Source organism: Rhodococcus qingshengii JCM 15477 (assembly GCF_023221595.1).
Taxonomy (GTDB): Bacteria; Actinomycetota; Actinomycetes; order Mycobacteriales; family Mycobacteriaceae; genus Rhodococcus_F; species Rhodococcus_F qingshengii.
On the sequence record NZ_CP096563.1, the window covers coordinates 2,385,592 to 2,405,762 of the forward strand.

Below are 20,171 nucleotides of genomic sequence, written 5' to 3' on the forward strand. Positions count from 1 at the left end.
GACCGACACGAAATGGAGGTGGCAAAAAAATGACGAACTTGATCTCTTACGAAGCGTGCGCAAGCGCAAAGTTCGCTGTTGCCGCCCCCATGCTGCCGCGTGCAGCGGGATGGGCGCAGCATGCGCTCCGCCTGCGCCCTCAAGCAGCAGCAAAGAAAGCAGCTGTCGAGTCCGTGTTCTTAAGCCATCGAGGTATTTCTCGGTAGGACACATCCGTTCACTTACGGCCACGGACCCGCAGCCCCTGCGGACCGTGGCCTTTGTGTTGGATAGCCCTCTTCATCTGGTTTCCGACTCGGCTCAGGTTCGCACCCATCGAACCCATATCGTGCGACACAGTTTCGCATCCGAGCACTAGGAGACCGAGTTGTCTGCCCAGACAATCCGCGTGGAATCCGAAAACTCCACCACTGCAGTAACTTCCACCGACGTCACTTCGGCTGCAGTCACGTTCATCGAGGTCGCGTCCACCCGCCGCGACTTGCCGTGCCGGGCATCCAACCCCGATCTCTGGTTCGCCGAAGCTCCGGCCGAACTCGAGCAGGCCAAGGCACTGTGCGCGCAGTGCCCCATCCGTTCCCGTTGTCTCAGTGCGGCTCTCGACCGCGCCGAGCCATGGGGGGTGTGGGGCGGCGAGATCCTCGATCAGGGGGCCGTCATAGCGCGCAAGAGACCGAGAGGGCGCCCACGCAAGCAACTTGTGTGCGCGTGAGAGCCCTATTCGGCGGAGCCGGTGTCTTATTCGGCGGAGCCGGTGTCATCCAGAACCGGCTCCGCAAACCCTGGCAACCAACGAGTCAGGATTTCCATGTACGGGGCATATGCGTCCAACTGGGCGCATATGCCGACCGAACCGAGAAGAACACGGAAGATCATCAAATACTCGGCCGGAAGGTTGAGTGCACGGGCCGTTCGGAACTGCGCACTGTTGAAGTCAGCGGCGGTTCCGGCGGCCTTTTGCAGCCATGCCCGAGTGAAGTGAAATGACTCGGTCTGGATCGGGTCGGTGAAGGGTCGCAGGTAATCCGCGATCTCCTTGTCGGTCACCGTGCGTCCGGGGATCACGAAACCGTTGGCGCGCAACAACTCCGTCAACTCGTCGAATTGTTCCTCGACAGCCAAGCGCACCATCGTGCCGAGAACCCGTGGCAGTCCGTTCGGGAACGGCGCAGCAGCACCGAAGTCGATGACGCCGAGTCGGCCGTCCTCGAGAAGCATGAAATTGCCGGGGTGCGGGTCACAGTGGAGCAATCCGACACGGGCCGGAGACGCGAAGTGGAATTCGGCGAGTAGTGCACCGGCCGCATTGCGCTGCTCCGGCGTTCCACTCTCGATGATTCTGGTCAACGGGGTTGCCGTCATCCATTCGGTCACGACCACTTTCGGCGCGCTCGCCACGACGTGCGGGATCACGAATTGGGGATCTCCGTCGAACTCTTTGGCAAAAGCTCGCTGATTGTTCGCCTCGATCCGATAGTCGAGTTCTTCCTCCGTGCGCGCGGTGAACTCCTCGATCACGGGCCGTACGTCGACACCGGGCATGACCGAACCGAAGAGACCGGCAAATCTGCCCAGGGTCTTGAGATCGGCGCGTAGAGCTTCGTCGGCGCCGGGGTACTGAACTTTCACGGCTACGTCGCGGCCGTCCGCCCAGACGGCTCGGTGAACCTGCCCGATGCTTGCCGACGCGGTCGGTTCGTCGTCGAACGACTGGAATCGGTCGCGCCACTTGGTTCCGAGTTGCTGGTCGAGCATCTTGTGTACTTGCTTGGTCGGCAGCGGTGGGGCAGCGGCCTGAAGCTTGTTCAGCGACTCGCGGTACGGCTCGGCGAATTCCTCCGGAATTGCCGCCTCCATGACGCTGAGCGCTTGGCCCAGCTTCATCGCGCCACCCTTGAGTTCGCCCAGCACCGCGAACAATTGCTCGGCGGCCTTCGCGCTCAACTGCGCGTCGATCTCGCCTTTGTCGCCGCCGGCGAGCTTGCGTCCGAAGCCCATGGCGGCGCGACCGGCCATCCCCAGGGGGATGCTCGCGAGTTTGGCAGTACGGGCAGAACTCTTGCGTGGGATCTCGGACACCACACCATCATGTCTGACTGGGGCGTCCTTTGCCCGAAACAGGTGCCAGGTATTGGCAACTGCAGGATATTTGCCGAGGCCAGCGCCTGGTTGTGATCCGATACGGACGGAGCGCGATCTCGAGCGTCGACGACAGACTCGCCGCATGCGTCGCCGCTGTCTCCGATAATGCGGAGTCGATCTCGGCCAGGGCCAGCGCGACACTTGCATGGATCATCGCCGATTCCGCGTGGCCTGCGCTGCCGAGTAGCTGCGCGGACAGATGAAGCCAATGAGGGTCGAGTTCGGATCGGAGGATGTCTGCGCACCGCAGGCAACTCGACTGACCAGGCAGGACAAGAGGACCGACCACACCGTTGCCGTCGCGGATGCGGACGGAAAGGTGGGGGAGTCCACAGCGAACGAGATCGCTGACCAGACGAGGATCAGTCACGACGTCGTCGCTCAGGACCACCAGTTGTTCGTTCCACGTGCGCACGACGTCGGTGTTGCGATACCCGCGCGAGCGACGCGTGCTGACCCCGCCGGTGACCAGTGCGCGCTCGATGGCGTCAGAGAGCGGACCGACACCGTGAATCCGGACCGTCGCGGTGCTTCTGCGGGCAGTGTGGGCGAAACCGGAATCGGCGAGTTGCTCGAGCAACTCCTCCGTCACGGATATGGGAATCCCGAGCCTCGACGCTTCCCAGAGGATGTTTGCGCGGGATCTCGAGCCGTCCATTTTGCGCAGGATCGACTTCACCGCGCGATCGTCGACCCCGACAGGCAGAGTCAGCAGGACGGCACGTCCGGGGGTCCATCCCAGCTGCAGTCGACCATCCGGGCGCGACAGAACAGCGATCCGCGGGTCCCATCGAGGTCCCGCGGATCGCTGTGAAGTGCTGTCTTGTCTGGTGTCGTCGTGTGTGTGACCGGTCATCATTCGATGCTGGCACGACGGGCCCTCGGCGAGTCCCCGTCAGCGGCAGTTATCCACAGGCGGTCATCGCGGCTGATCTGCGAAAATCGGTCGAGAAGGGATTACTTCTCTTCGTCGTCCTCGCGGGTCTTGTCCATCGCTGCCTCGGCCGCACGCTCTTTTGCCTCGACGGCTTCGAGCTGGGCTATCGGGTCGTCGAAATTACCGGCTTCGCCGGCGCCGAGGACACGGGCGACAAATCCGTCCGGTGCGTCGAGATCGCTCGAATCGGGCATCAGGTCGGGATGCGACCAGACGCCGTCGCGAACGTCCATACCGGCTTCCGCGGTGAGCTTCTGCCACAAACCGGCCGCTTCACGGACCTTGCGAGGACGAAGTTCGAGTCCGACCAGCGTCGCAAAGGTCTGTTCGGCGGGGCCGCCGGTAGCGCGGCGACGCCGCAACGTCTCACTCATCGCGGCAACACCAGGCAGTCGCTCGCCGAGTGCGGCGGTGACGACCGTCTCCACCCAGCCCTCGACCAGCGCAAGCAGAGTCTCGAGACGTTCGAGAGCGGCTTTCTGCTCCGGTGTGTTCTGCGGCTCGAACGTGCCCTGCTGCATCAACGCTTCGAGCTTGCTCGGATCGGTGAGAGCGGATGGATCGAGGTCCTTGGCGAATTCTTCCATCGCCGAGAAGTCCATGGTGATTCCGCGGGCGTATTCCTCCACTGTCGCGAGAACACGCTGGCGCAGCCACGGAACGTGACTGTAAAGGCGCTGATGAGCGGCTTCCCGCGCGGCGAGGAAGACCAGAACTTCCTGATGCGGCTGTTCGAGACCCTCACTGAAAGCCTGAACCGCAGCCGGGAGAAGGGCCGCGGTGCCTTCGGGGCCGAGGGGCAGGCCGATGTCAGTGGAGGAGAGCACCTCGGTGGACAGTTGGCCGAGTGCCTGGCCCAATTGCGAGCCGAACGCGAGTCCGCCCATCTGGCCGAGCATGCCCAGCATCGGGCCAGCCATCTGCTGTGCTTCGGCCGGAAGACCCTGGACCCACATGCCCGCTACCTTCTCGGCCACCGGATCACAGAGTCGCTTCCAGGTGTCGATCGTGTTGTCGAGCCAGTCGTTCGGAGTCCACGCAAGAGTGCGGCTCGCTCCGGCAGGGAGCGTTGTCGCGGCGTCCAGCCACATCTCGGCCAGGTGCGCGGCGTCGGCGATCGCCTTGACGTTGCCCTCGGTGATCGGTGTGACCGATCCGATCTGTTGGCGTGCCAGCTTCTTGGCGATGTCGTAGTTGACCGGGCCGGACGTACCGCCCTGGCCCATCGACGAGCCCATTCCGCTCAGCATCTGCCCGAACTGGGTGAGCATCTGGCCGAGCTGAGCCGGATCGAATCCCTCACCGCCCGCGCCGAACCCGAACGGCATGTCACCACCCCCGAACGGATTGCCACCCGCCGCGTTCTTGTCGCGATCGGGATCGTCGTCGGAGTTGGAGAAGCCGAACGGCATATTGCTCATACCTCAACGGTACAAGGCTCGAGCGGTCGGAGTCGCCCTCCGAGTCACGCTGACGGCGAACACGCACGGCGCTCAGGCGGTGCGATCGGTGCTCCGGAGCCTTCGCGCTTTACTCTGGATCAGGTGAATCGACGGATAGTGACGCTCTTGGCCGCACTCGCACCCATCGTCGTGTTGGGAGTCGTCGGAACAATGGTCACTGTTCCTTATGTCGCACTCGGTCCGGGCCCCACCTTCAACACGCTCGGCGACGTCGACGGTAAGCCCGTCGTGGACATCCAGGGGACCGAGGTCGATCCCACCGACGGCAACCTCAACATGACAACGGTGTCGGTTCGCGACGGTCTCAACATCTTCGAAGCGTTCGGACTGTGGGCGAGTGGCAGCAACGGACTCGTCCCTCGCTCGGAGATCTATCCGCCCGAGAAGTCGAAGGAAGAGATTCAGCAGGCCAACACGGCCGACTTCCAGCAATCCGAGGACAGTGCCGAGTTGGCGGCACTGCACTTTCTCGGCAAGCCGGTGGCACTGACTGTTTCGAAGGTGACTCCGGACGGTCCCGCTGCGGGTGCCCTGCAAGAAGGCGACGTCCTGGTCAAGATCGGCGACACTCCGGTAACCACCATCACCGGCGTTCAGGACACGGTCGGTGCGATCGCGCCCGGCACCGCGATCGACGTCACCGTCCTTCGTGAGGGTGTGGAGACCGTTGTGCCGGTCACCGTCGGGGCGCGGCCCAACAAGCCCGAATCGGGTTACCTCGGCGTCACACCCAGCGAGGTCCCGGACGTTCCCTTCACCGTGCAGTTCAATCTCGCCGACATCGGCGGTCCTTCTGCCGGACTGATGTTCACACTGGCCTTGGTCGACAAGCTGACTCCGGGGGAGCTCAACGGCGGAAAGTTCGTAGCCGGAACGGGCACCATCGACTCCGACGGCGAGGTCGGTCCGATCGGCGGCATCAGGTACAAGTTGATCGCCGCGTCCCAAGCCGGTGCTGAGACCTTCCTCGTGCCGGCCCAGAACTGTGACGAGGCGAAACAGAATGCGCCGGACGGGCTTCGACTCGTCAAGGTCGACAACCTGCCCGGCGCAGTGGACTCACTCGAGAGCCTCAACACGGGCGGCGACGCACCCCGCTGCTGAAAGCTGCCTGGCCGCCGACGACTCTGTCAGTCTTCTTCGACCTCGTCGAGCGTCGCGTACAGGGCGTGCACGAGGTGAGGTGCAAGACCGTCGTAGGTGAGCAGTTCCAAGTCACCGTACGGATCCGCATCCTCGTCGGGACGCATCTGTAGGAGCGACAGCGAGGGACCGTCACGGAGCACGCCGACGAACAGTCGAGCCTCGCGTCGATCGGGATGCGCGTTGGCCGTCAGCCGCGCGACCTCGTCCGCCGCGTGCTGATCGGTCAACACCGGCGCCGTGGCGTGGTCGAGATCCGATTCCGCCTCGGGCGGCAGGACGACGATCTCCTGCACCAGGATGCAACCCTGCACGGACTCGGGCCAATGCGTCGTCGCCAGGAACTCGTCGAGTGCCCGTGAACCGCCGATGATGTCCTCGGGAAGCGATTCCTGTTCGATCGGTGTGTATTCGGCGCCCTCGGCGAGTTGGTCGAGCAGTCCGGGTTCGGCCGCGGCGAGCATTTCGGTGGGTACCAACGCGTACAGCTTCGGCGGCTGATCCCAGCCTTCGGCGTCGATGTGGTCGACAACTTCATGAACGCACCGGGCGAGGGCACTCGGTGATCTGCTCATATTCTCTTCACTCACACGTTCATCCTCCCACCTTCTGTCCGGCTCCCCGCTCTCCGTGTTGTCAACCCGTGACCGTTGTTACGTAGAGTGGTCGGAAACGGCCAAGTCCACTCGGGCGTGGCCGCAGTGATCGATGCAATCGGTTGCGACGCCACGGCGTCGCCAAATCTTGGAGCGTGGCACGTGGGCATGCGGCCCCCCGCAGGTTTACCCTCTCTGTCCAGACGCAGTCGAATCTTGTTGGTGGTGGCTGTCGTAGTGGCGGCCTTGCTGCTCGTGGGGCCGCGACTGATCGGCATGTACACGGACTGGTTGTGGTTCGGCGAAGTCGGCTTCCGCGGTGTCTTCACCAAGGTTCTGCTGACGCGATTCGTGCTCTTCCTGGTCGTCGGAATTGTCGTCGGCGCCATCGTGTGGCTCGCGATGCTTCTCGCGTACCGCGCACGCCCGGTGTTCGTCCCGGTCTCCGGGCCCAATGATCCGATCGCGCGCTACCGCACCACCGTTATGTCGCGTCTTCGTCTGTTCGGCGTGATCATTCCGGTAGCGATCGGCATCCTGTCCGGTCTCATCGCGCAGGCCAACTGGGTCACTATCCAGTTGTTCCTCAACGGCCAGGCATTCGGTATCACCGATCCGCAGTTCAACATGGACGTCAGCTTCTACACGTTCGATCTGCCGTTCTACCGTTTCGTTCTCAACTGGTTGTTCGTCTCGATCCTGCTGGCTTTCGTGGCAAATCTGATCACCCACTACGTTTTCGGTGGAATCAAATTGGCCGGACGAGCGGGGACGTTCACTACCGCCGCTCGTGTGCAGTTGGCTGTTCTGGCCGGCACTTTCGTGCTGTTGAAGGCCGTCGCCTACTGGCTCGATCGCTACTCGTTGCTTTCGAGCGGCCGTAAAGAGCCGACGTTCACCGGCCCGGGATACACGGACATCATGGCTGTGCTCCCGGCAAAGCTGATATTGATGTCCATCGCGATCATCTGTGCTTTGGCTTTCTTCGCTGCGATCTTCACCCGCGACCTTCGTATCCCGGCTATGGCCGTTGCTCTGCTGGTTCTCTCGTCCGTGCTCGTAGGCGCAGTCTGGCCGATGATCGTCGAGCAGTTCTCCGTCAAGCCCAACGCGGCGGACAAGGAGAGTACGTACATCGAGCGGAACATCGCGGCCACCAGGCAGGCCTACGGAATCACGGACGACAAGGTCACATATCAGCCTTACTCGGGTGACGGCGACGCAATTCCGCGCGAGGTGCCGGCAGACGTCACCACTATTGCCAATGCTCGTCTCCTCGATCCGAACATTCTGTCGCCCACTTTCACCCAGCAGCAACAGCGTCAGAACTTCTACGGGTTCCCGCCCTCGCTCGACATCGATCGCTACGACATCGACGGTGAGATGCGCGACTACATCGTGGCGGCGCGTGAGATCTCACCGAACAACCTGCAGGGAAACCAGACGGACTGGATCAACAAGCACACGGTCTACACCCACGGCGACGGCTTGGTGGCCGCTCCGGCGAACAAGATCACTGCGCCGGTCCTGGACCCGACGAAGGACAACGCGAACAACAACAATGCGGGCTACCCGATCTACACGGTCAGCGACATCGCCTCGCAGGACGCGGGAACACAGGTCATCAAGGTCGATCAACCGCGCATCTACTACGGCGAGGTCATCGGTCAAGGCGCTGACGACTACGCAATCGTCGGTGGTGCCGGTGGTTCGGAAGCTCGCGAATACGACACGGAGCAGACCAAGTACACCTACACCGGTTCCGGCGGCGTCTCCATCGGAAACTGGGTCAATCGCTTGGCTTTCGCGGCGAAGTACACGGAGAGGAACATTCTCTTCTCGGGTGCCGTCGGTTCGGATTCCAAGATCATCTACAACCGTGATCCTCGCGATCGCGTCGGTCAGGTTGCTCCGTGGTTGACCACTGACGGAGATGCGTACCCGGCCGCAGTCGACGGCAAGATCGTCTGGATCGTCGATGCGTACACCACGCTGGAGAACTACCCGTACGCACAGCGCAGTTCGCTGGACGGACTGGTCGCGGACAGTGTGGATGCAACGACCGGTCGTTTGTTGCCGAAGAAGGAAGTCTCGTACATCCGCAACTCGGTCAAGGCAACCGTCGATGCCTACGACGGCACCGTGACGCTCTATCAGGTCGACGACAACGACCCGGTACTCAATGCGTGGAAGGGTGTGTTCCCGGACACGGTCAAGCCGCAGAGTGATATCTCGGACGATCTGCGGGCACACTTCCGCTATCCCGAAGACCTGTTCAAGGTTCAGCGGGAAATGTTGGCGAAGTACCACGTCGACAATCCGACCGAGTTCTTCACCAACAACGCTTTCTGGTCGGTGCCCAACGAGCCGACGGTGGAGAATTCGAAGGAAAATGAACCGCCGTACTACGTGATGGTGGGGGACCAGGAAACCGGCGCGCCGTCGTTCCGGCTCACAAGTCCGATGGTGGGATTCCAGCGAGACTTCCTGTCGGCTTACATCACCGTGAATTCGGATCCGAAGGACTACGGCAAGATCACTGTTCTGCAGTTGCCCGTCAACAAACAGACGCAGGGTCCGTCACAGTCGCAGAACTCGATGATCTCGGATGCTCGCGTGGGCTCGGAGAAGGCACTGCTGGAGAGAACCAACACGATCCGATACGGCAACCAGTTGGCCTTGCCGATCGCAGAGGGTGGAATTCTCTACGTCGAACCCATGTATACCGAGCGAAGTAACACAACGACTTCGTTCCCGCAGCTTTCCCGAGTTCTGGTGAGTTACCAGGAGTCTGCGAAGGCTGGCAGCAGGGTTCGTGTCGGTTACGCATCCACGTTGGCCGAGGCGCTCGATCAGGTCTTCGACAATGGTGGAGCCGCGGGTGCTGCCACCGCACCGGGTGGAACTGCCACGACGGAACCGCCGGCGGGAACCGGGACCACCCCCGCGCCGACGGCGCCGACGACGCCTACAGGTCCGGCATCATCGGAAGATGTGTCGAAGGCTCTGGCAGAGGTCAACGCTGCCATGGATGCATTGAAGTCTGCGCAACAGACTGGTGACTTCAGTGGTTACGGAGCCGCGCTGGATCGCCTGCAGAAGGCGGTTGACGCTTACCAGGCGCTGCCGCCCAGTTAGTCGACCTCGTTCGTGAGTCACAGAAGGCCCGCCATCCGACCGGATGGCGGGCCTTCTTGTGTTCTCAGGTGAAGCTGTACGAGCTGAATCAGCGCAGTGCTGCAACGATCGGTGCGTTGGCATCGGAGAGCTGCTGGAACTGTGCGGCGAAGCCGTACTGGCCGGCGAGGTCACGAGCGGTGTCGTAAGCCTGCTGTGCGGCGGGCTTGAGCTCGGCCGGGATCTCGATGGCGGGAGCAACTGCGGGTGCCTCGGCGACGGGAGCCGGTGCTGCGGCGGGAGCTTCTTCGACTGCAGGCTCGCTCGCGACGGTCAGACGCTGGCCGCAGACGGGCCATGCGCCGGGGCCCTGGCTCTGCAGGGTGTTCTCGGCGACGCGGATCTGCTCTTCCTTGGAAGCGTTGGCGGGCGAGCCGGTGCCACCGTTGGCGGTCCAGGTGCTCTGCGAGAACTGCAGGCCGCCGTAGTAGCCGTTTCCGGTGTTGATGTTCCAGTCGCCACCGCTCTCGCACTGTGCGACGCCGTCCCAGTTGTGGGTGGCTGCGGAAGCGGTGCCGGTGCTCATGGTGAGGGGCACTGCGACAAGTGCGCCGGCTACTGCCAATGTGCCGAATGCACGCTTGCTGATGCTGGTGTACGTCATGTCGGGGTAAATCCTCTCCGCGCTTGCTGACATCGGCGGGCCTGCGGGTCGGCGATGATGCTGACTTTCCCGGGCGCTTGTCTCTCCGTGTCTCTGCCCCTCGAAGGTTTCGGGGGTTCCGATCCCGCGGGGCAGAGTGGAGCAGCGGCGGGTCGGCGTTCGCCCGGTTGATTCGGGCCGGGACCGACCGTACGGGAGCGTCGAACGAGGGTCGATTCGGAGCAATGATCAGAACCTGTGGATGGTTCTCGGCGAGGCGGCGTGAGTGGGCGCACCTTCCCGGGAATGATCTGAAATTCCATCAGCTCTGATCAGGACCGGCGTTGGCGCGCTGGTTCGGGAAGGTACGCCCATGCTCACGGTAGTTCAGGATCAGCAATCCTCCAACGACGACAGCGGTGTTGGTCGGTCGTTGCTTGACGAGATCGTTCGCGACGGTGCCCGGCAGATGCTCGCGGCGGCGTTGGCCGCCGAAGTCGCCGCATACATCGAGCAGTTCGCCGAGCATCTCGATGAGCACGGCCGGCGGCTGGTGGTCCGCAACGGCTATCACCACGAGCGTGACGTGCTCACCGCGGCGGGGGCGGTGACGGTGACCGCACCGCGGGTCAACGACCGCCGTGTCGACGCCGAGACCGGTGAACGGCAACGGTTTTCCTCGGCGATCCTGCCGGCGTGGTCACGCAAGTCCCCGCAGATGACCGAGGTGTTGCCGCTGCTGTACCTGCACGGGCTGTCCAGCGGCGACTTCGGTGCGGCGTTGGAGCAGTTCCTCGGCACTGGTGCCGGGCTGTCGGCCTCGACGATCACCCGGCTGACCGCGCAATGGCAGGACGAGGCGAAGGCCTTCGCCGACCGGGATCTCTCGGGCACCGATTTCGTGTACCTATGGGTCGACGGCATCCATCTCAAGGTCCGCCTGGAGCAGGAGAAGCTGTGCTTGCTCGTGATGATCGGCGTCCGCGCCGACGGCCGCAAGGAGCTCGTCGCGCTCACCGATGGGTTCCGGGAGTCCACAGAGTCGTGGGCTGATCTGCTGCGCTCATGCCGACGCCGCGGGATGACCGCCCCGGTGCTGGCCGTCGGTGATGGGGCGCTGGGGTTCTGGAAGGCACTGCGGGAGGTGTTTCCGGATACCCGTGAACAGCGCTGCTGGTTTCACAAGCAGGCCAATGTGCTTGCTGCGCTGCCCAAGTCGGCTCATCCAGGTGCGACCGCGGCGATGCGGGAAATCTACAACGCCGAGGACATCGACAAGGCCCAGGTCGCGATCAAGGCCTTCGAGGTAGATTACGGCGCGAAGTACCCCAAGGCGGTCGCCAAGATCGTCGACGACGCCGACGTGCTCCTGGAGTTCTACCGGTACCCGGCCGAGCACTGGATCCACTTGCGCACTACGAATCCGATCGAATCGACGTTTGCGACCGTGCGGTTGCGAACCAAGGTCACCAAGGGCCCTGGGTCACGCGCAGCGGGGATTGCCATGGCCTACAAGCTGATCGACGCCGCACAAGCCCGCTGGCGGGCGGTCAACGCCCCCCATCTGGTCGCGCTGGTCCGTGCCGGCGCGGTGTTCCACAAAGGCAAGCTGCTCGAACGACCCATCGACATCTCACCCGCTGAGCCCGACGAATCAAGCGAAACGGAGGTCGCCTGAAACACCCTCATCCACAGGTCTTGACAATATCTCGTCGATTCGCAATTTTCCGGACTGTCTGGTCTGCTCTCGACCCAAAATTTTAGCGTTTGTGCTGGTAGAGCCTTTCCGATGCCGTTTCGACGTACGTTCGTTACATGCTTGTTATGTGTTGATGCTCACGGGCATTTTGTGAACCCAGTCACCCGATTCTTCGACTTTCAGGCGTGTATTTCGCTCCAGCGCAGGCGATTTGCGTTCCGTTCACCTGCTCGTGTAACTTTGTCCATGCATCGCGGGGTGGAGCAGCTCGGTAGCTCGCTGGGCTCATAACCCAGAGGTCGCAGGTTCAAATCCTGTCCCCGCTACTAGAAAAGGACCGCCGCACTGGATTCCAGTGCGGCGGTCCTTTTTTGTGCGCAGCCGTCGTAGGGTGGCGACGTGCGACTCTCGAAGATTCTTTTGGCGATGGCGGTGACTACTTCGCTGGTGACCACCGCTCTGGCGTTCTCGGCAGGAAGCGCTGCCGCCGGTGGGCGGATCACCGATGCGAAGCGCGTGGTCTTCATCGTTCCGGGGCAGCAGCTCTACAACTCGGGAGAAACGCACCAGGCGACCTACCGCGCCCTCGACAAGGCACTGAGCGCTGCGGGCTACGAGACACACTTCGTCGACGCACCCGGCAAGATGATTGCGGCCGACGCCGAGCTGATTGCCGATTCGATTCGCTCCTACGCTGCCGGCGCTGACTCCGTCGGGGTGATCGCGCACAGTGCGGGTGGACTGAGCTCCCGGTACTATGCGAAGTTCCTCGGTGGCTCCGAAGTAGTGGATTCATTCGTCGCCATCGGTGCGCCACAGTACGGTAGCCCCGGTGGCTGCGTACAAGGCCCTGCCGACGGTTACGACACCTGCATGTTCTCCGAAGTTCTCACCAAGCTCAATGCCGGTGAGGACACTCCTGGATCTGCCTACTATTCGGTGGTGCAGAGTTCGGGCGAGTGGGCGGACGGTCGGTTGGACGGGGGCCAGTGCCGGGTGTACGTCGATGGCGTTCCCGGGGCCGGAACCGGAGGAGACCACCTCACCGAGCTCGAGCATCCAGAGGTCATCTCGGGAGCGATCAGCGCTTTGGGGCGCGACTGTGTCGGTACGTTCGTGGACGAGAACGACGGCGACATCACCTGGCCTGACACACTGTTTCCGTCATTTCGGTAAAGCTTCAGGTCCGGGTTGTTCGGACGAGTAGCCCGGCTACGTGTGCGCTCGCGGCAGTCCTCGCCCCCAAGGCGTCACCCGATTCGATGGCCGCGACTATACGTGCGTGCTCGGTGACGGCGATCCGCCGATTGAGCTCGAGGCTCCACATGTCCGAACGGTAGAGATGTGACTGTCCATCCAGACGATGCAGGGCTTCGCTGAGTGGGTGATTGCATGCAGTCTCACGAATCAAGGTGTGAAACTCGAGGTCGAGCTTCGAATCCCGACGCTGATCCGGCGGGCTCTCGAGAAGTTCGCGTTGCACCTGCACCATCTTGTTCAGCTGTGACACGGTTTCGTGCGTGGCATTGGCCGTGGCGTTGAACGCCGCGAGACCGTCGAGTACCTCACGCACCTCGAAGACCGCGCGCAGAGACTCCGCGTCCAGCGAATCGACTTTTGCACCCGCATTCCGTGTGTGGACGGCGATGCCCTCGTAGATCAACTGCTGCACGGCCTCGCGGACCGGCGTTCGACTGACATTGAGCTTGCTCGCCAGCGCGGGAACACTCAGTGGTGTCCCCGGCGCCAGCTCTCCCGAAAAGATCAGTTCGCGAAGTGTCTCGTGCACGGACTCGGTGAGCAAAGCTCGTTCGGTGGTGGTCATCTTGTCCTCACTTCGATCCTGCACGATGTCGACGGTACCCGGGAGCGCTATCCAGCGGCGCGCACCCGGTCAGCGCTGCGACTGTCGACGTCGGGCGCCGTCGCGCCTTTCAGTCCGGCCACTTTGGCCGCGATGTTCTCAGCGATCGTGATTGGCGGGTATCCCACTTCGCCCGGTGTGAGAGTCCCTGGCAGTGCTTCGATGACGGCGTCGTAGTTCCCGTCGAAAAAGAATGCGGCAGAGCGACGTCGGATGATCTGACCATCGACGATAGGTGGGTCGACTCGGTGCACTGTCGAGCGCCATCGGTCGTTCGTCCAGCGTGCCATCGCGTCGCCGAGGTTGATCAAGAGTGCGCCGTCGGCAGGTTGGACGTCGTGCCATACGCCGTCGGCACTCAGAACTTGAAGGCCCGGAACTTGATCTGCCCACAGGATGGTCAAGATTCCGAAGTCGGTGTGAGCGCCCATTCCCGTCATGTCGCCGGAGATGCGGATCTCGCCCTCGGGCAGTGCGTAGTTGTTCATCTTCATCGCGTCGATCGAATGGTCGAGCATCGAATCGAAGTACCCGGGCTGCAATCCGAGAGCGTCGGTAAAGGCGCACATCAGGATTCGTGCCAAGCCCTGGGAATGACGGAAATACTCTTCGATTGCCGGTCGGAATCCGGGCGCGGCCACGGGCCAGGTGTTGGCGGCGTAGCTGGACTCGGGTAGGTCGACGCCCGGATAGTCGCTCACCTCTGTGCCCACGACTATTGCTTCGTAGAAATCGTTCATCTGGTTCGCAGCGGCGACGCCCAGGCTCATGCTGAGTGATTCCGATTTCGGTGGTGAGTAGCCGCGGTTCTCGGACGAGGGACGGCGATAGTTGTTCTTCACCGTCAGTGGGAGAGCAAAGAACTCGTCGAGAGCGTCGGCCAGTCCTTTGGTCGCCGATCGTGGAATGCTGTGTCCGACAATCTGTATGAATCCGACCTCCCGGCACGCGCGATCGAGTTGAGCTGCCACTTCCGCACAGGCAGTGCTGTTGGTGGCGTTTGCAACCGCTGCCTCGCCGCGGAGGTACGGGCTGATATCGATCGTAGGAATTTCGAAGACAGGAGTTTCGTGGGTCATTTAAAGTCCTTGCGGCCGGACGTGTGCCACTTACCGACGAGCACACGTGAGAGGAATCCAAAGGCAGAGAAGACGAGGACACCGAACACCGACGCGATCACGATCGCGGCGATCAGATCCTCGGACTGAAGGCGGCTTCGGTAGACGTCGAGCAGCGTTCCGATCCCGGGTTGTCCTTTGGCGAAGAACATGTCGCCGATGATGGCACCGACGACAACAAGGCCGGAGGCGGTGCGGATGCCGGTGAGAATAGCCGGCATTGCCGCTCGCAGTTCGAGTTTCACCAATCGATCCCAACGGGACGCGCGGCCGAGGGTGAAGAGTTCGTGCAGTCCGCGATCGACCGATTGCAATCCGAAGTGTGTGTTGGTGATGATCGGGAAGGCTGCGATGAGAACACACACCAGGGTACGCGCGGTCATACCGTAGCCGAACCAGAGCCCGATGAGGGGGACGATGGCGAGGATGGGAATGACCTGCAGCACAACGGCATAGGGATAGACGATCCGCTCGATCCACTTGGCCTGGCTCATCAGCACGCCGGTTCCGACGCCGACTGCCACCGCGACGACGAAGCCGACCAGTGCTACCTGTGCCGTCACTGCGAGGGCTTCGAGCATGGGCGAGAGGTGCTTCCAGTCGAGTAGCGACTTTGTCAGTACTTGACTCGGCGGCGGAAGGAGGAATCGACGTTCAGGGGAGAGAACGAGGTAGCTGACGATCGACCACGCTGCGACCGCGCCGGCAAGTGAGAGCAGCGGATAGAGCAGGAAGGTGCCGAGCGCTCTCATTCGAGAGGGCCGTCCGGGCTGTGACTGTGCTCGCGCAGCGGTCGCAGAATCAGTGCGAACGGCGGAATTGCGTGCGGTGGTGCCCTGTTGCACTGCAAGGACTTCGGTCATCGTGAGCTCCCATGGAGACTGGCCGAGATCTCGGCGACGTGTTCGGTGTATCGGGCGTCGTAGCGCAGTTCCGGGCTACGCGGGTACGGGAAATCGATGTCCACGACCGAATGGATTCGTCCGGGCCGGGCGGTCATGACGACCACCTTGTTTGCGAGGTACACGGCCTCGGATACCGAGTGCGTGATGAACATCGAGGTGAACCCCTTGTCGGTGTAGAGCCTTTGCAGCTCTACCTGCATCTCCAGTCGTGTCATCTCGTCGAGAGCACCGAAAGGTTCGTCGAGCAGCATCACAGCAGGTGCGAGGGTGAGCGCACGCGCCAACGAGACACGCATCTTCATTCCGCCCGACAACGCGTTGGGCAGTTGTTTCGCAAAGTCCGCCAGGCCCACTGCGCGAATTGCCTCGTCGGCGCGCAACTTTCGGGCTGCTTTGTCGCCGCCACCGAGTTCGGCGGACAATTCGACGTTGGCCTGCACGGTTCGCCAGGGGAGGAGAGTCGGCTCCTGGAAGATGAAGCCAACTGATTCGGTGTCGAGGGCAACCGCGCCGCTGGTCGGTCGCTCGAGGCCGGCCGCCATGCGCAACAAAGTCGACTTGCCGCAGCCGGAGGGTCCGACCACGGCGACGAAGTCTCCTCGCTCCACGTTCAGATCGATGCCGTCCAGCGCGACAGTGCCGGTATCGAACTTCTTGACGACATCGGAAAAGACCATCTGCATCGGTGCGGTGAGCTTGCGAGCGTCGGCATCCTGCATCGTGTTCGCGAGTTCCATCTGAGCCTCCGGTTCAATATCGCATGCAAAAGTTCTTCAAGATGTATGAACCATCTTGAATTGCATGTATGTCGCCTAGATTGCTGAATGTAAATGTGAGGTGACATTGCAGGTGAAGCGAGAATCCTGGCGCGCGTTACCTGATGGAAACAACTAGTCGATTGCATGTAATCCATGTGCTGCAGAATGTGCACATCGGATCATCCTTCCTGGTTCGCCCACATCCCAATTGTTTTCACGAAGGAGACGCTGTGTATTCAAATCGCAAGGTGCATTCCAATCGCAGAAGTGTGGGAGCGGCCGGCGCGGCACTGGCCATGTGTGCAGCCATCGGATTGACTGCGTGCAGCTCCAGTGAGGCTGAGACGGCCAAGGCTGAATCTCTCGAACCAGCTGCCGAGGCTCAGAACCTAGCGGGTCTCTGTCCGGAAAACGTTGTGGTTCAACTCCAATGGCAGCCGCAGTCGGATATGGGAGCGCTCTTCGAGATGCTTGGTCCCGGCTATTCGGTCGACACCGACGACAAGTCCGTCAGCGGGACTCTTGTCGCCGGAGGGAAGGACACCGGAGTCGACTTGACCTTGCGGGCCGGGGGACCGGCAATCGGGTTCCAATCCGTCAGCTCCCAGATGTACGTCGACGATTCGATCACTCTCGGCTTGGTGCACGGCGATCAGGTGATCGCGGCAGCGGCAAGTCAGCCCGTTGTGGCCGTCACGCCATTGCTCAAGTACAGCCCGGCAATCCTCATGTGGGACAAAGAGTCTCATCCGGAATGGGCGAGTGTTGCCGATATCGGCAAGTCCGACGCGAGTGTCGTCGTTTCCAAGGAGCAACTGTTTCCGCAGTGGCTCGTGGCGAAAGGCCTACTGAAGCAGTCTCAGCTCGACACGAGCCACGACGGAGCTCCCTCGCGATTTGTCGGTGACCCGACCATCGCTCAGCAAGGATTCGCGAATTCGGAACCGTACACGTACGAGAAGGAGACGCCGGCGTGGGACAAGCCGGTTTCCTATGACCTGCTGAAAGATTCGGGTTTCGACATCTACGCGTCCAATGTTTCCGTTCGTGCCGACAAGGTCGAGACACTCTCCCCGTGTTTGAGCAAGCTGGTTCCGATCATTCAGCAGGCCACCGCGGACTACATCACTGCGCCGGATACGGCGAATGCTGCCATTGTCGACGTCGTCTCGCAGGACGTGTCGTTCTCTCCCTACACCGAGGGTGAAGCAGCGTTCAGTGCCCAACTCTTGAAAGAGAAGGGCCTGATCGCGAACGAGGCGGACGGATCCGTCGGCACGTTCGACATGACGCGAGTCGCTCACACCGTCGAAGAACTGAAGCCCATCCTGAACGCCTGGGGTGCGGCGATACCGCAGTCATTGACTGCAGAAGCGATCTACACCGACAAGTTCACCGATCGGTCCATCGGAATCCGCTGAAGGAGCTGACAGCAAATGACTTACGACATGACAGAACTCAACCGCGAGACCCGCATGGGTGGCCTGGGCACGGAGACCACCGACCGCGAGGTCCGAAGAATCGATCTCTCGGATTTCGAGAACCGGCGCAGCGAGATCGCCGAGGAGTTGTGGTCGGCAGCGACCGACATCGGATTCTTCCAAATCGTCAATCACGGGATCGATCTGGACCAGGTCCGCGAGGCCTTCGCGGCGGCCGAGCGATTCTTTGCACTGCCCACCGAGGTCAAAGCGCAGTATCCGCTCAAGAAGGGTTTCAACTCCGGCTGGGAGAGCATGACGCAGGTGCGTCCGTCCATCGGAACACCTGATCAGAAAGAGTCCTATCAGGTGACCCGCCCGCATATGGGTGATCTGTGGCCCACTGCAGACGAATTGGGCGGATTCCGCGAAACGATCCTGGACTTCGAAGCCAAGTGCTGGGGCATTGCGATGGACCTGTTGTCGTGCTTCGCCGAGAAGCTGGGATTCGAACGAGACTTCTTCACCAGGGCACATGACCCGTCGGTGGACACCTACCAGAGCACGCTGCGACTACTCCACTACTTCCCCCTTGCCGCCGACGCAGATGTCGAAGGGATGTGGCGTGCCGGAGCACACACCGATTTCGATTGCCTGACATTGCTTTTCCAGCGTGACGGTCAGGGCGGCTTGCAACTGTGCCCGGGCAAGGAGATGGACACCCAGGAATGGACGTCGGTGGTGCCGGCTGAGGAAGCAATCACCTGCAACATCGGCGACATGCTGATGAGATGGAGTGATGACGTCCTGCCGTCGAATTTTCATCGAGTCAAGAGTCCCGGAGTCACCGACTATCGGGGAGCCCGCTACAGCCTCGCGTTCTTCGCTCAGGCGAACCGCGACGTGACCATCGAGGGGCCGGCGGGCAAGTACCCGCCGATCACTGCCGAGGACTACATCGACCAGCGAGTACGCGCGAACTTCGCGCGTTGATCCGTATCCGTTCCGTCACACACTTTCAGGAGAACTGGCGATGACTACCGCGCCCAAGAACATGACCGACGCGATCATCCGGGACGTGACGTTGTACAGCGGCGGGCAATGGCTGACCGGCCACGACGTCGTCGTCTCGAATGGGGTGGTCGAATCGATCGAGAAGTCGACCGGCACCGCCACACCTGGAAGTGTGGACGGATCGGGGGCGTATCTGATCCCTGGGTTCGTCAACACCCATACGCACCTTCAGCAGTCACTGATGCGTGGGATCGCCGAAGGGACACCGCTTCTCGAATGGCTACTCGCGGTCGCAGAAGAGTCGGTTCAGATCACGCCGGAGCGCGCATACACGGCCACTGTCGCAGCCTCGCTGGAGGCATTGCGCAGCGGTACGACCACCCTGGTCGAACACATGTGGCCGCATCCGTCCAGCGAGGTTCACGACGCTGTGATCCGGGCGTTGCACGACACCGGGATTCGTGCCGTACTGGGACGCGGAACCGCAGACCGGGCGGACAAGACGAGGAAGTGGGGCTTCGATCCGCGGCTCATGCAACCACTCGGAGACGTTCTCGCACATACGGATCAGATGATGCGCGACGTCGCAGGTTCCCGCGTCGACGTGGCAGTCGCGGTACCGAACCCACGTTCGCTGACCCCGGATGGGATGTCGGAAGTGCGTGAGTTCGCGCAGGCTCGCGACCTGACGGTCTCGATTCACCTGCTCGAGACGCAGACCGACAACACGATGTGTACCGAACACGCGGGCATGAACGCGGTCGACTACCTGGATTCCCATGGGTTCTTGTGGGACCGGGTGCTGGCGGTCCACTGCGTCGAACTCGACGACCGTGGTCAGAAGGTGCTGGCGGAGCGCGGCGTCGGAGTGTCGTACAACCCCGTCAGCAACATGCGGCTCGGTAGCGGAATCGCGCCCGTCCCGAGTTTCCTCGACGCGGGGATCGCGGTGGGGTTGGGTGTGGACGGCGCAGCCAGCAACGATACTCAGGACATGCTCGAGACGCTGCGCACCGGCGCCTATGTGCAGCGAGCCGCGCGCGGCCGTGCCGACCTGCTCGGCTTCGAAGCCATGATCGACATCGCATCCGGCGGTGCAAACGCAGCACTCGGTCTGCCGGCCAGGTCCGGCGGGATCTCCGTGGGCGATCCCGCCGACCTCACCATGATTCGGTTCGAACGCGACTTCGGTTGCCTCCCGGTGCGAGATCCGGGTGCGTCCATTCTCACGACGGGCAGTCGTCAGATAGTGGACACGGTGTTGGTTGCGGGCGAGGTCGTGCTCCGCGACGGGCACTCGACTCGCGTCGACGAGGCGGAATTGATCCGCACGCTCAGCGCTTTGTGACTG

At 62.1% G+C, this 20,171-nt stretch carries 17 protein-coding genes and 1 tRNA gene; 9 read left to right on the forward strand and 9 right to left on the reverse strand.

Translation table 11 applies throughout. From position 1 onward, the window contains the following. Positions 1 to 388 precede the first annotated feature (388 nt). The gene (locus M0639_RS10940; RefSeq protein ID WP_003942321.1) at positions 389 to 712 is read left to right on the forward strand and encodes a WhiB family transcriptional regulator; all 324 of its coding nucleotides are present in this window, start codon (positions 389 to 391) and stop codon (positions 710 to 712) included. Between the two features lie 26 nt (positions 713 to 738). Here M0639_RS10940 and M0639_RS10945 read toward each other — a convergent pair whose 3' ends face one another. The 3 genes from M0639_RS10945 to M0639_RS10955 all read right to left on the reverse strand — a co-directional run bounded on the left by M0639_RS10945 (position 739) and on the right by M0639_RS10955 (position 4,500). After that, the gene (locus M0639_RS10945) at positions 739 to 2,082 is read right to left on the reverse strand and encodes an ABC1 kinase family protein (protein WP_197486201.1); all 1,344 of its coding nucleotides are present in this window, start codon (positions 2,080 to 2,082) and stop codon (positions 739 to 741) included. Positions 2,083 to 2,086: 4 nt separating this feature from the next. Next, positions 2,087 to 3,001 (reverse strand): hypothetical protein, encoded by a 915-nt coding sequence (locus M0639_RS10950; protein WP_064074952.1) that lies wholly within the window; start codon positions 2,999 to 3,001, stop codon positions 2,087 to 2,089. A 98-nt stretch (positions 3,002 to 3,099) separates the two neighbouring features. Beyond that, a complete protein-coding gene (locus tag M0639_RS10955; RefSeq protein WP_063316619.1) occupies positions 3,100 to 4,500 on the reverse strand; it encodes a zinc-dependent metalloprotease in 1,401 nt (466 codons plus the stop codon). A 123-nt stretch (positions 4,501 to 4,623) separates the two neighbouring features. Between M0639_RS10955 and M0639_RS10960 the strand changes: the two genes are divergently transcribed. Then, positions 4,624 to 5,646 (forward strand): YlbL family protein, encoded by a 1,023-nt coding sequence (locus tag M0639_RS10960; protein ID WP_054187616.1) that lies wholly within the window; start codon positions 4,624 to 4,626, stop codon positions 5,644 to 5,646. 26 nt (positions 5,647 to 5,672) lie between these two features. On the opposite strand, the gene M0639_RS10965 is transcribed toward M0639_RS10960, so the two are convergent. Beyond that, a complete protein-coding gene (locus tag M0639_RS10965; protein ID WP_019747831.1) occupies positions 5,673 to 6,275 on the reverse strand; it encodes a PPA1309 family protein in 603 nt (200 codons plus the stop codon). Between the two features lie 168 nt (positions 6,276 to 6,443). Between M0639_RS10965 and M0639_RS10970 the strand changes: the two genes are divergently transcribed. Then, positions 6,444 to 9,419, forward strand: coding sequence for a UPF0182 family protein (locus M0639_RS10970; protein WP_030534991.1), 2,976 nt, complete (start codon positions 6,444 to 6,446; stop codon positions 9,417 to 9,419). 88 nt (positions 9,420 to 9,507) lie between these two features. On the opposite strand, the gene M0639_RS10975 is transcribed toward M0639_RS10970, so the two are convergent. Further along, complete coding sequence (locus M0639_RS10975; RefSeq protein WP_003942299.1) at positions 9,508 to 10,062, reverse strand: transglycosylase family protein; 555 nt, start codon at positions 10,060 to 10,062, stop codon at positions 9,508 to 9,510. A gap of 352 nt (positions 10,063 to 10,414) precedes the next feature. Between M0639_RS10975 and M0639_RS10980 the strand changes: the two genes are divergently transcribed. The 3 genes from M0639_RS10980 (at position 10,415) to M0639_RS10990 (ending at position 12,916) form a co-directional block, all read left to right on the forward strand. After that, positions 10,415 to 11,719, forward strand: coding sequence for an IS256-like element ISRer3 family transposase (locus tag M0639_RS10980; protein ID WP_042927240.1), 1,305 nt, complete (start codon positions 10,415 to 10,417; stop codon positions 11,717 to 11,719). Between the two features lie 273 nt (positions 11,720 to 11,992). Next, positions 11,993 to 12,066: transfer RNA gene (locus M0639_RS10985), tRNA-Met, on the forward strand. Positions 12,067 to 12,139: 73 nt separating this feature from the next. After that, entirely contained in the window at positions 12,140 to 12,916 is a 777-nt protein-coding gene (locus M0639_RS10990; RefSeq protein ID WP_003942360.1) for an esterase/lipase family protein, read from the forward strand. Between the two features lie 4 nt (positions 12,917 to 12,920). Here M0639_RS10990 and M0639_RS10995 read toward each other — a convergent pair whose 3' ends face one another. The 4 genes from M0639_RS10995 to M0639_RS11010 are packed head-to-tail and all read right to left on the reverse strand — an operon-like array spanning position 12,921 to position 16,364. Then, on the reverse strand, positions 12,921 to 13,565 hold the full coding sequence (locus M0639_RS10995) for a GntR family transcriptional regulator (RefSeq protein WP_007731273.1): 645 nt from the start codon (positions 13,563 to 13,565) through the stop codon (positions 12,921 to 12,923). A 47-nt stretch (positions 13,566 to 13,612) separates the two neighbouring features. Further along, positions 13,613 to 14,683 carry an isopenicillin N synthase family dioxygenase gene (locus M0639_RS11000; RefSeq protein ID WP_064075172.1) on the reverse strand — a complete coding sequence of 357 codons (1,071 nt, stop codon included), beginning with the start codon at positions 14,681 to 14,683 and terminating at the stop codon, positions 13,613 to 13,615. Beyond that, complete coding sequence (locus M0639_RS11005; protein WP_007731277.1) at positions 14,680 to 15,585, reverse strand: ABC transporter permease; 906 nt, start codon at positions 15,583 to 15,585, stop codon at positions 14,680 to 14,682. The genes M0639_RS11000 and M0639_RS11005 overlap by 4 nt, the downstream gene beginning before the upstream one ends. Continuing rightward, entirely contained in the window at positions 15,582 to 16,364 is a 783-nt protein-coding gene (locus tag M0639_RS11010; RefSeq protein ID WP_003942349.1) for an ABC transporter ATP-binding protein, read from the reverse strand. Before M0639_RS11010 ends, M0639_RS11005 begins: the two co-directional genes overlap by 4 nt. Before the next feature lie 251 nt (positions 16,365 to 16,615). On the opposite strand from M0639_RS11010, the gene M0639_RS11015 reads away from it, so the two are divergent. The 3 genes from M0639_RS11015 to M0639_RS11025 are packed head-to-tail and all read left to right on the forward strand — an operon-like array spanning position 16,616 to position 20,168. Next, positions 16,616 to 17,806, forward strand: coding sequence for a nitrate ABC transporter substrate-binding protein (locus M0639_RS11015; RefSeq protein ID WP_082893272.1), 1,191 nt, complete (start codon positions 16,616 to 16,618; stop codon positions 17,804 to 17,806). A gap of 15 nt (positions 17,807 to 17,821) precedes the next feature. Beyond that, positions 17,822 to 18,799, forward strand: a complete 978-nt coding sequence (locus M0639_RS11020) for an isopenicillin N synthase family dioxygenase (RefSeq protein WP_003942293.1) — start codon at positions 17,822 to 17,824, stop codon at positions 18,797 to 18,799. A gap of 40 nt (positions 18,800 to 18,839) precedes the next feature. Beyond that, a complete protein-coding gene (locus tag M0639_RS11025; RefSeq protein ID WP_064075173.1) occupies positions 18,840 to 20,168 on the forward strand; it encodes an amidohydrolase family protein in 1,329 nt (442 codons plus the stop codon). Positions 20,169 to 20,171 lie beyond the last annotated feature (3 nt).

Excerpts from the sequence above, each read along its gene's own strand:
- M0639_RS10950 (WP_064074952.1), bottom strand. The coding sequence starts at position 3,001 with ATGATGACCGGTCACACACACGACGACACCAGACAAGACAGCACTTCA.
- M0639_RS10955 (WP_063316619.1), bottom strand. The coding sequence starts at position 4,500 with ATGAGCAATATGCCGTTCGGCTTCTCCAACTCCGACGACGATCCCGAT.
- M0639_RS10975 (WP_003942299.1), bottom strand. The coding sequence starts at position 10,062 with ATGACGTACACCAGCATCAGCAAGCGTGCATTCGGCACATTGGCAGTA.
- M0639_RS10980 (WP_042927240.1), top strand. The coding sequence starts at position 10,415 with ATGCTCACGGTAGTTCAGGATCAGCAATCCTCCAACGACGACAGCGGT.
- M0639_RS10995 (WP_007731273.1), bottom strand. The coding sequence starts at position 13,565 with ATGACCACCACCGAACGAGCTTTGCTCACCGAGTCCGTGCACGAGACA.
- M0639_RS11000 (WP_064075172.1), bottom strand. The coding sequence starts at position 14,683 with ATGACCCACGAAACTCCTGTCTTCGAAATTCCTACGATCGATATCAGC.
- M0639_RS11005 (WP_007731277.1), bottom strand. The coding sequence starts at position 15,585 with ATGACCGAAGTCCTTGCAGTGCAACAGGGCACCACCGCACGCAATTCC.
- M0639_RS11010 (WP_003942349.1), bottom strand. The coding sequence starts at position 16,364 with ATGGAACTCGCGAACACGATGCAGGATGCCGACGCTCGCAAGCTCACC.
- M0639_RS11020 (WP_003942293.1), top strand. The coding sequence starts at position 17,822 with ATGACTTACGACATGACAGAACTCAACCGCGAGACCCGCATGGGTGGC.
- M0639_RS11025 (WP_064075173.1), top strand. The coding sequence starts at position 18,840 with ATGACTACCGCGCCCAAGAACATGACCGACGCGATCATCCGGGACGTG.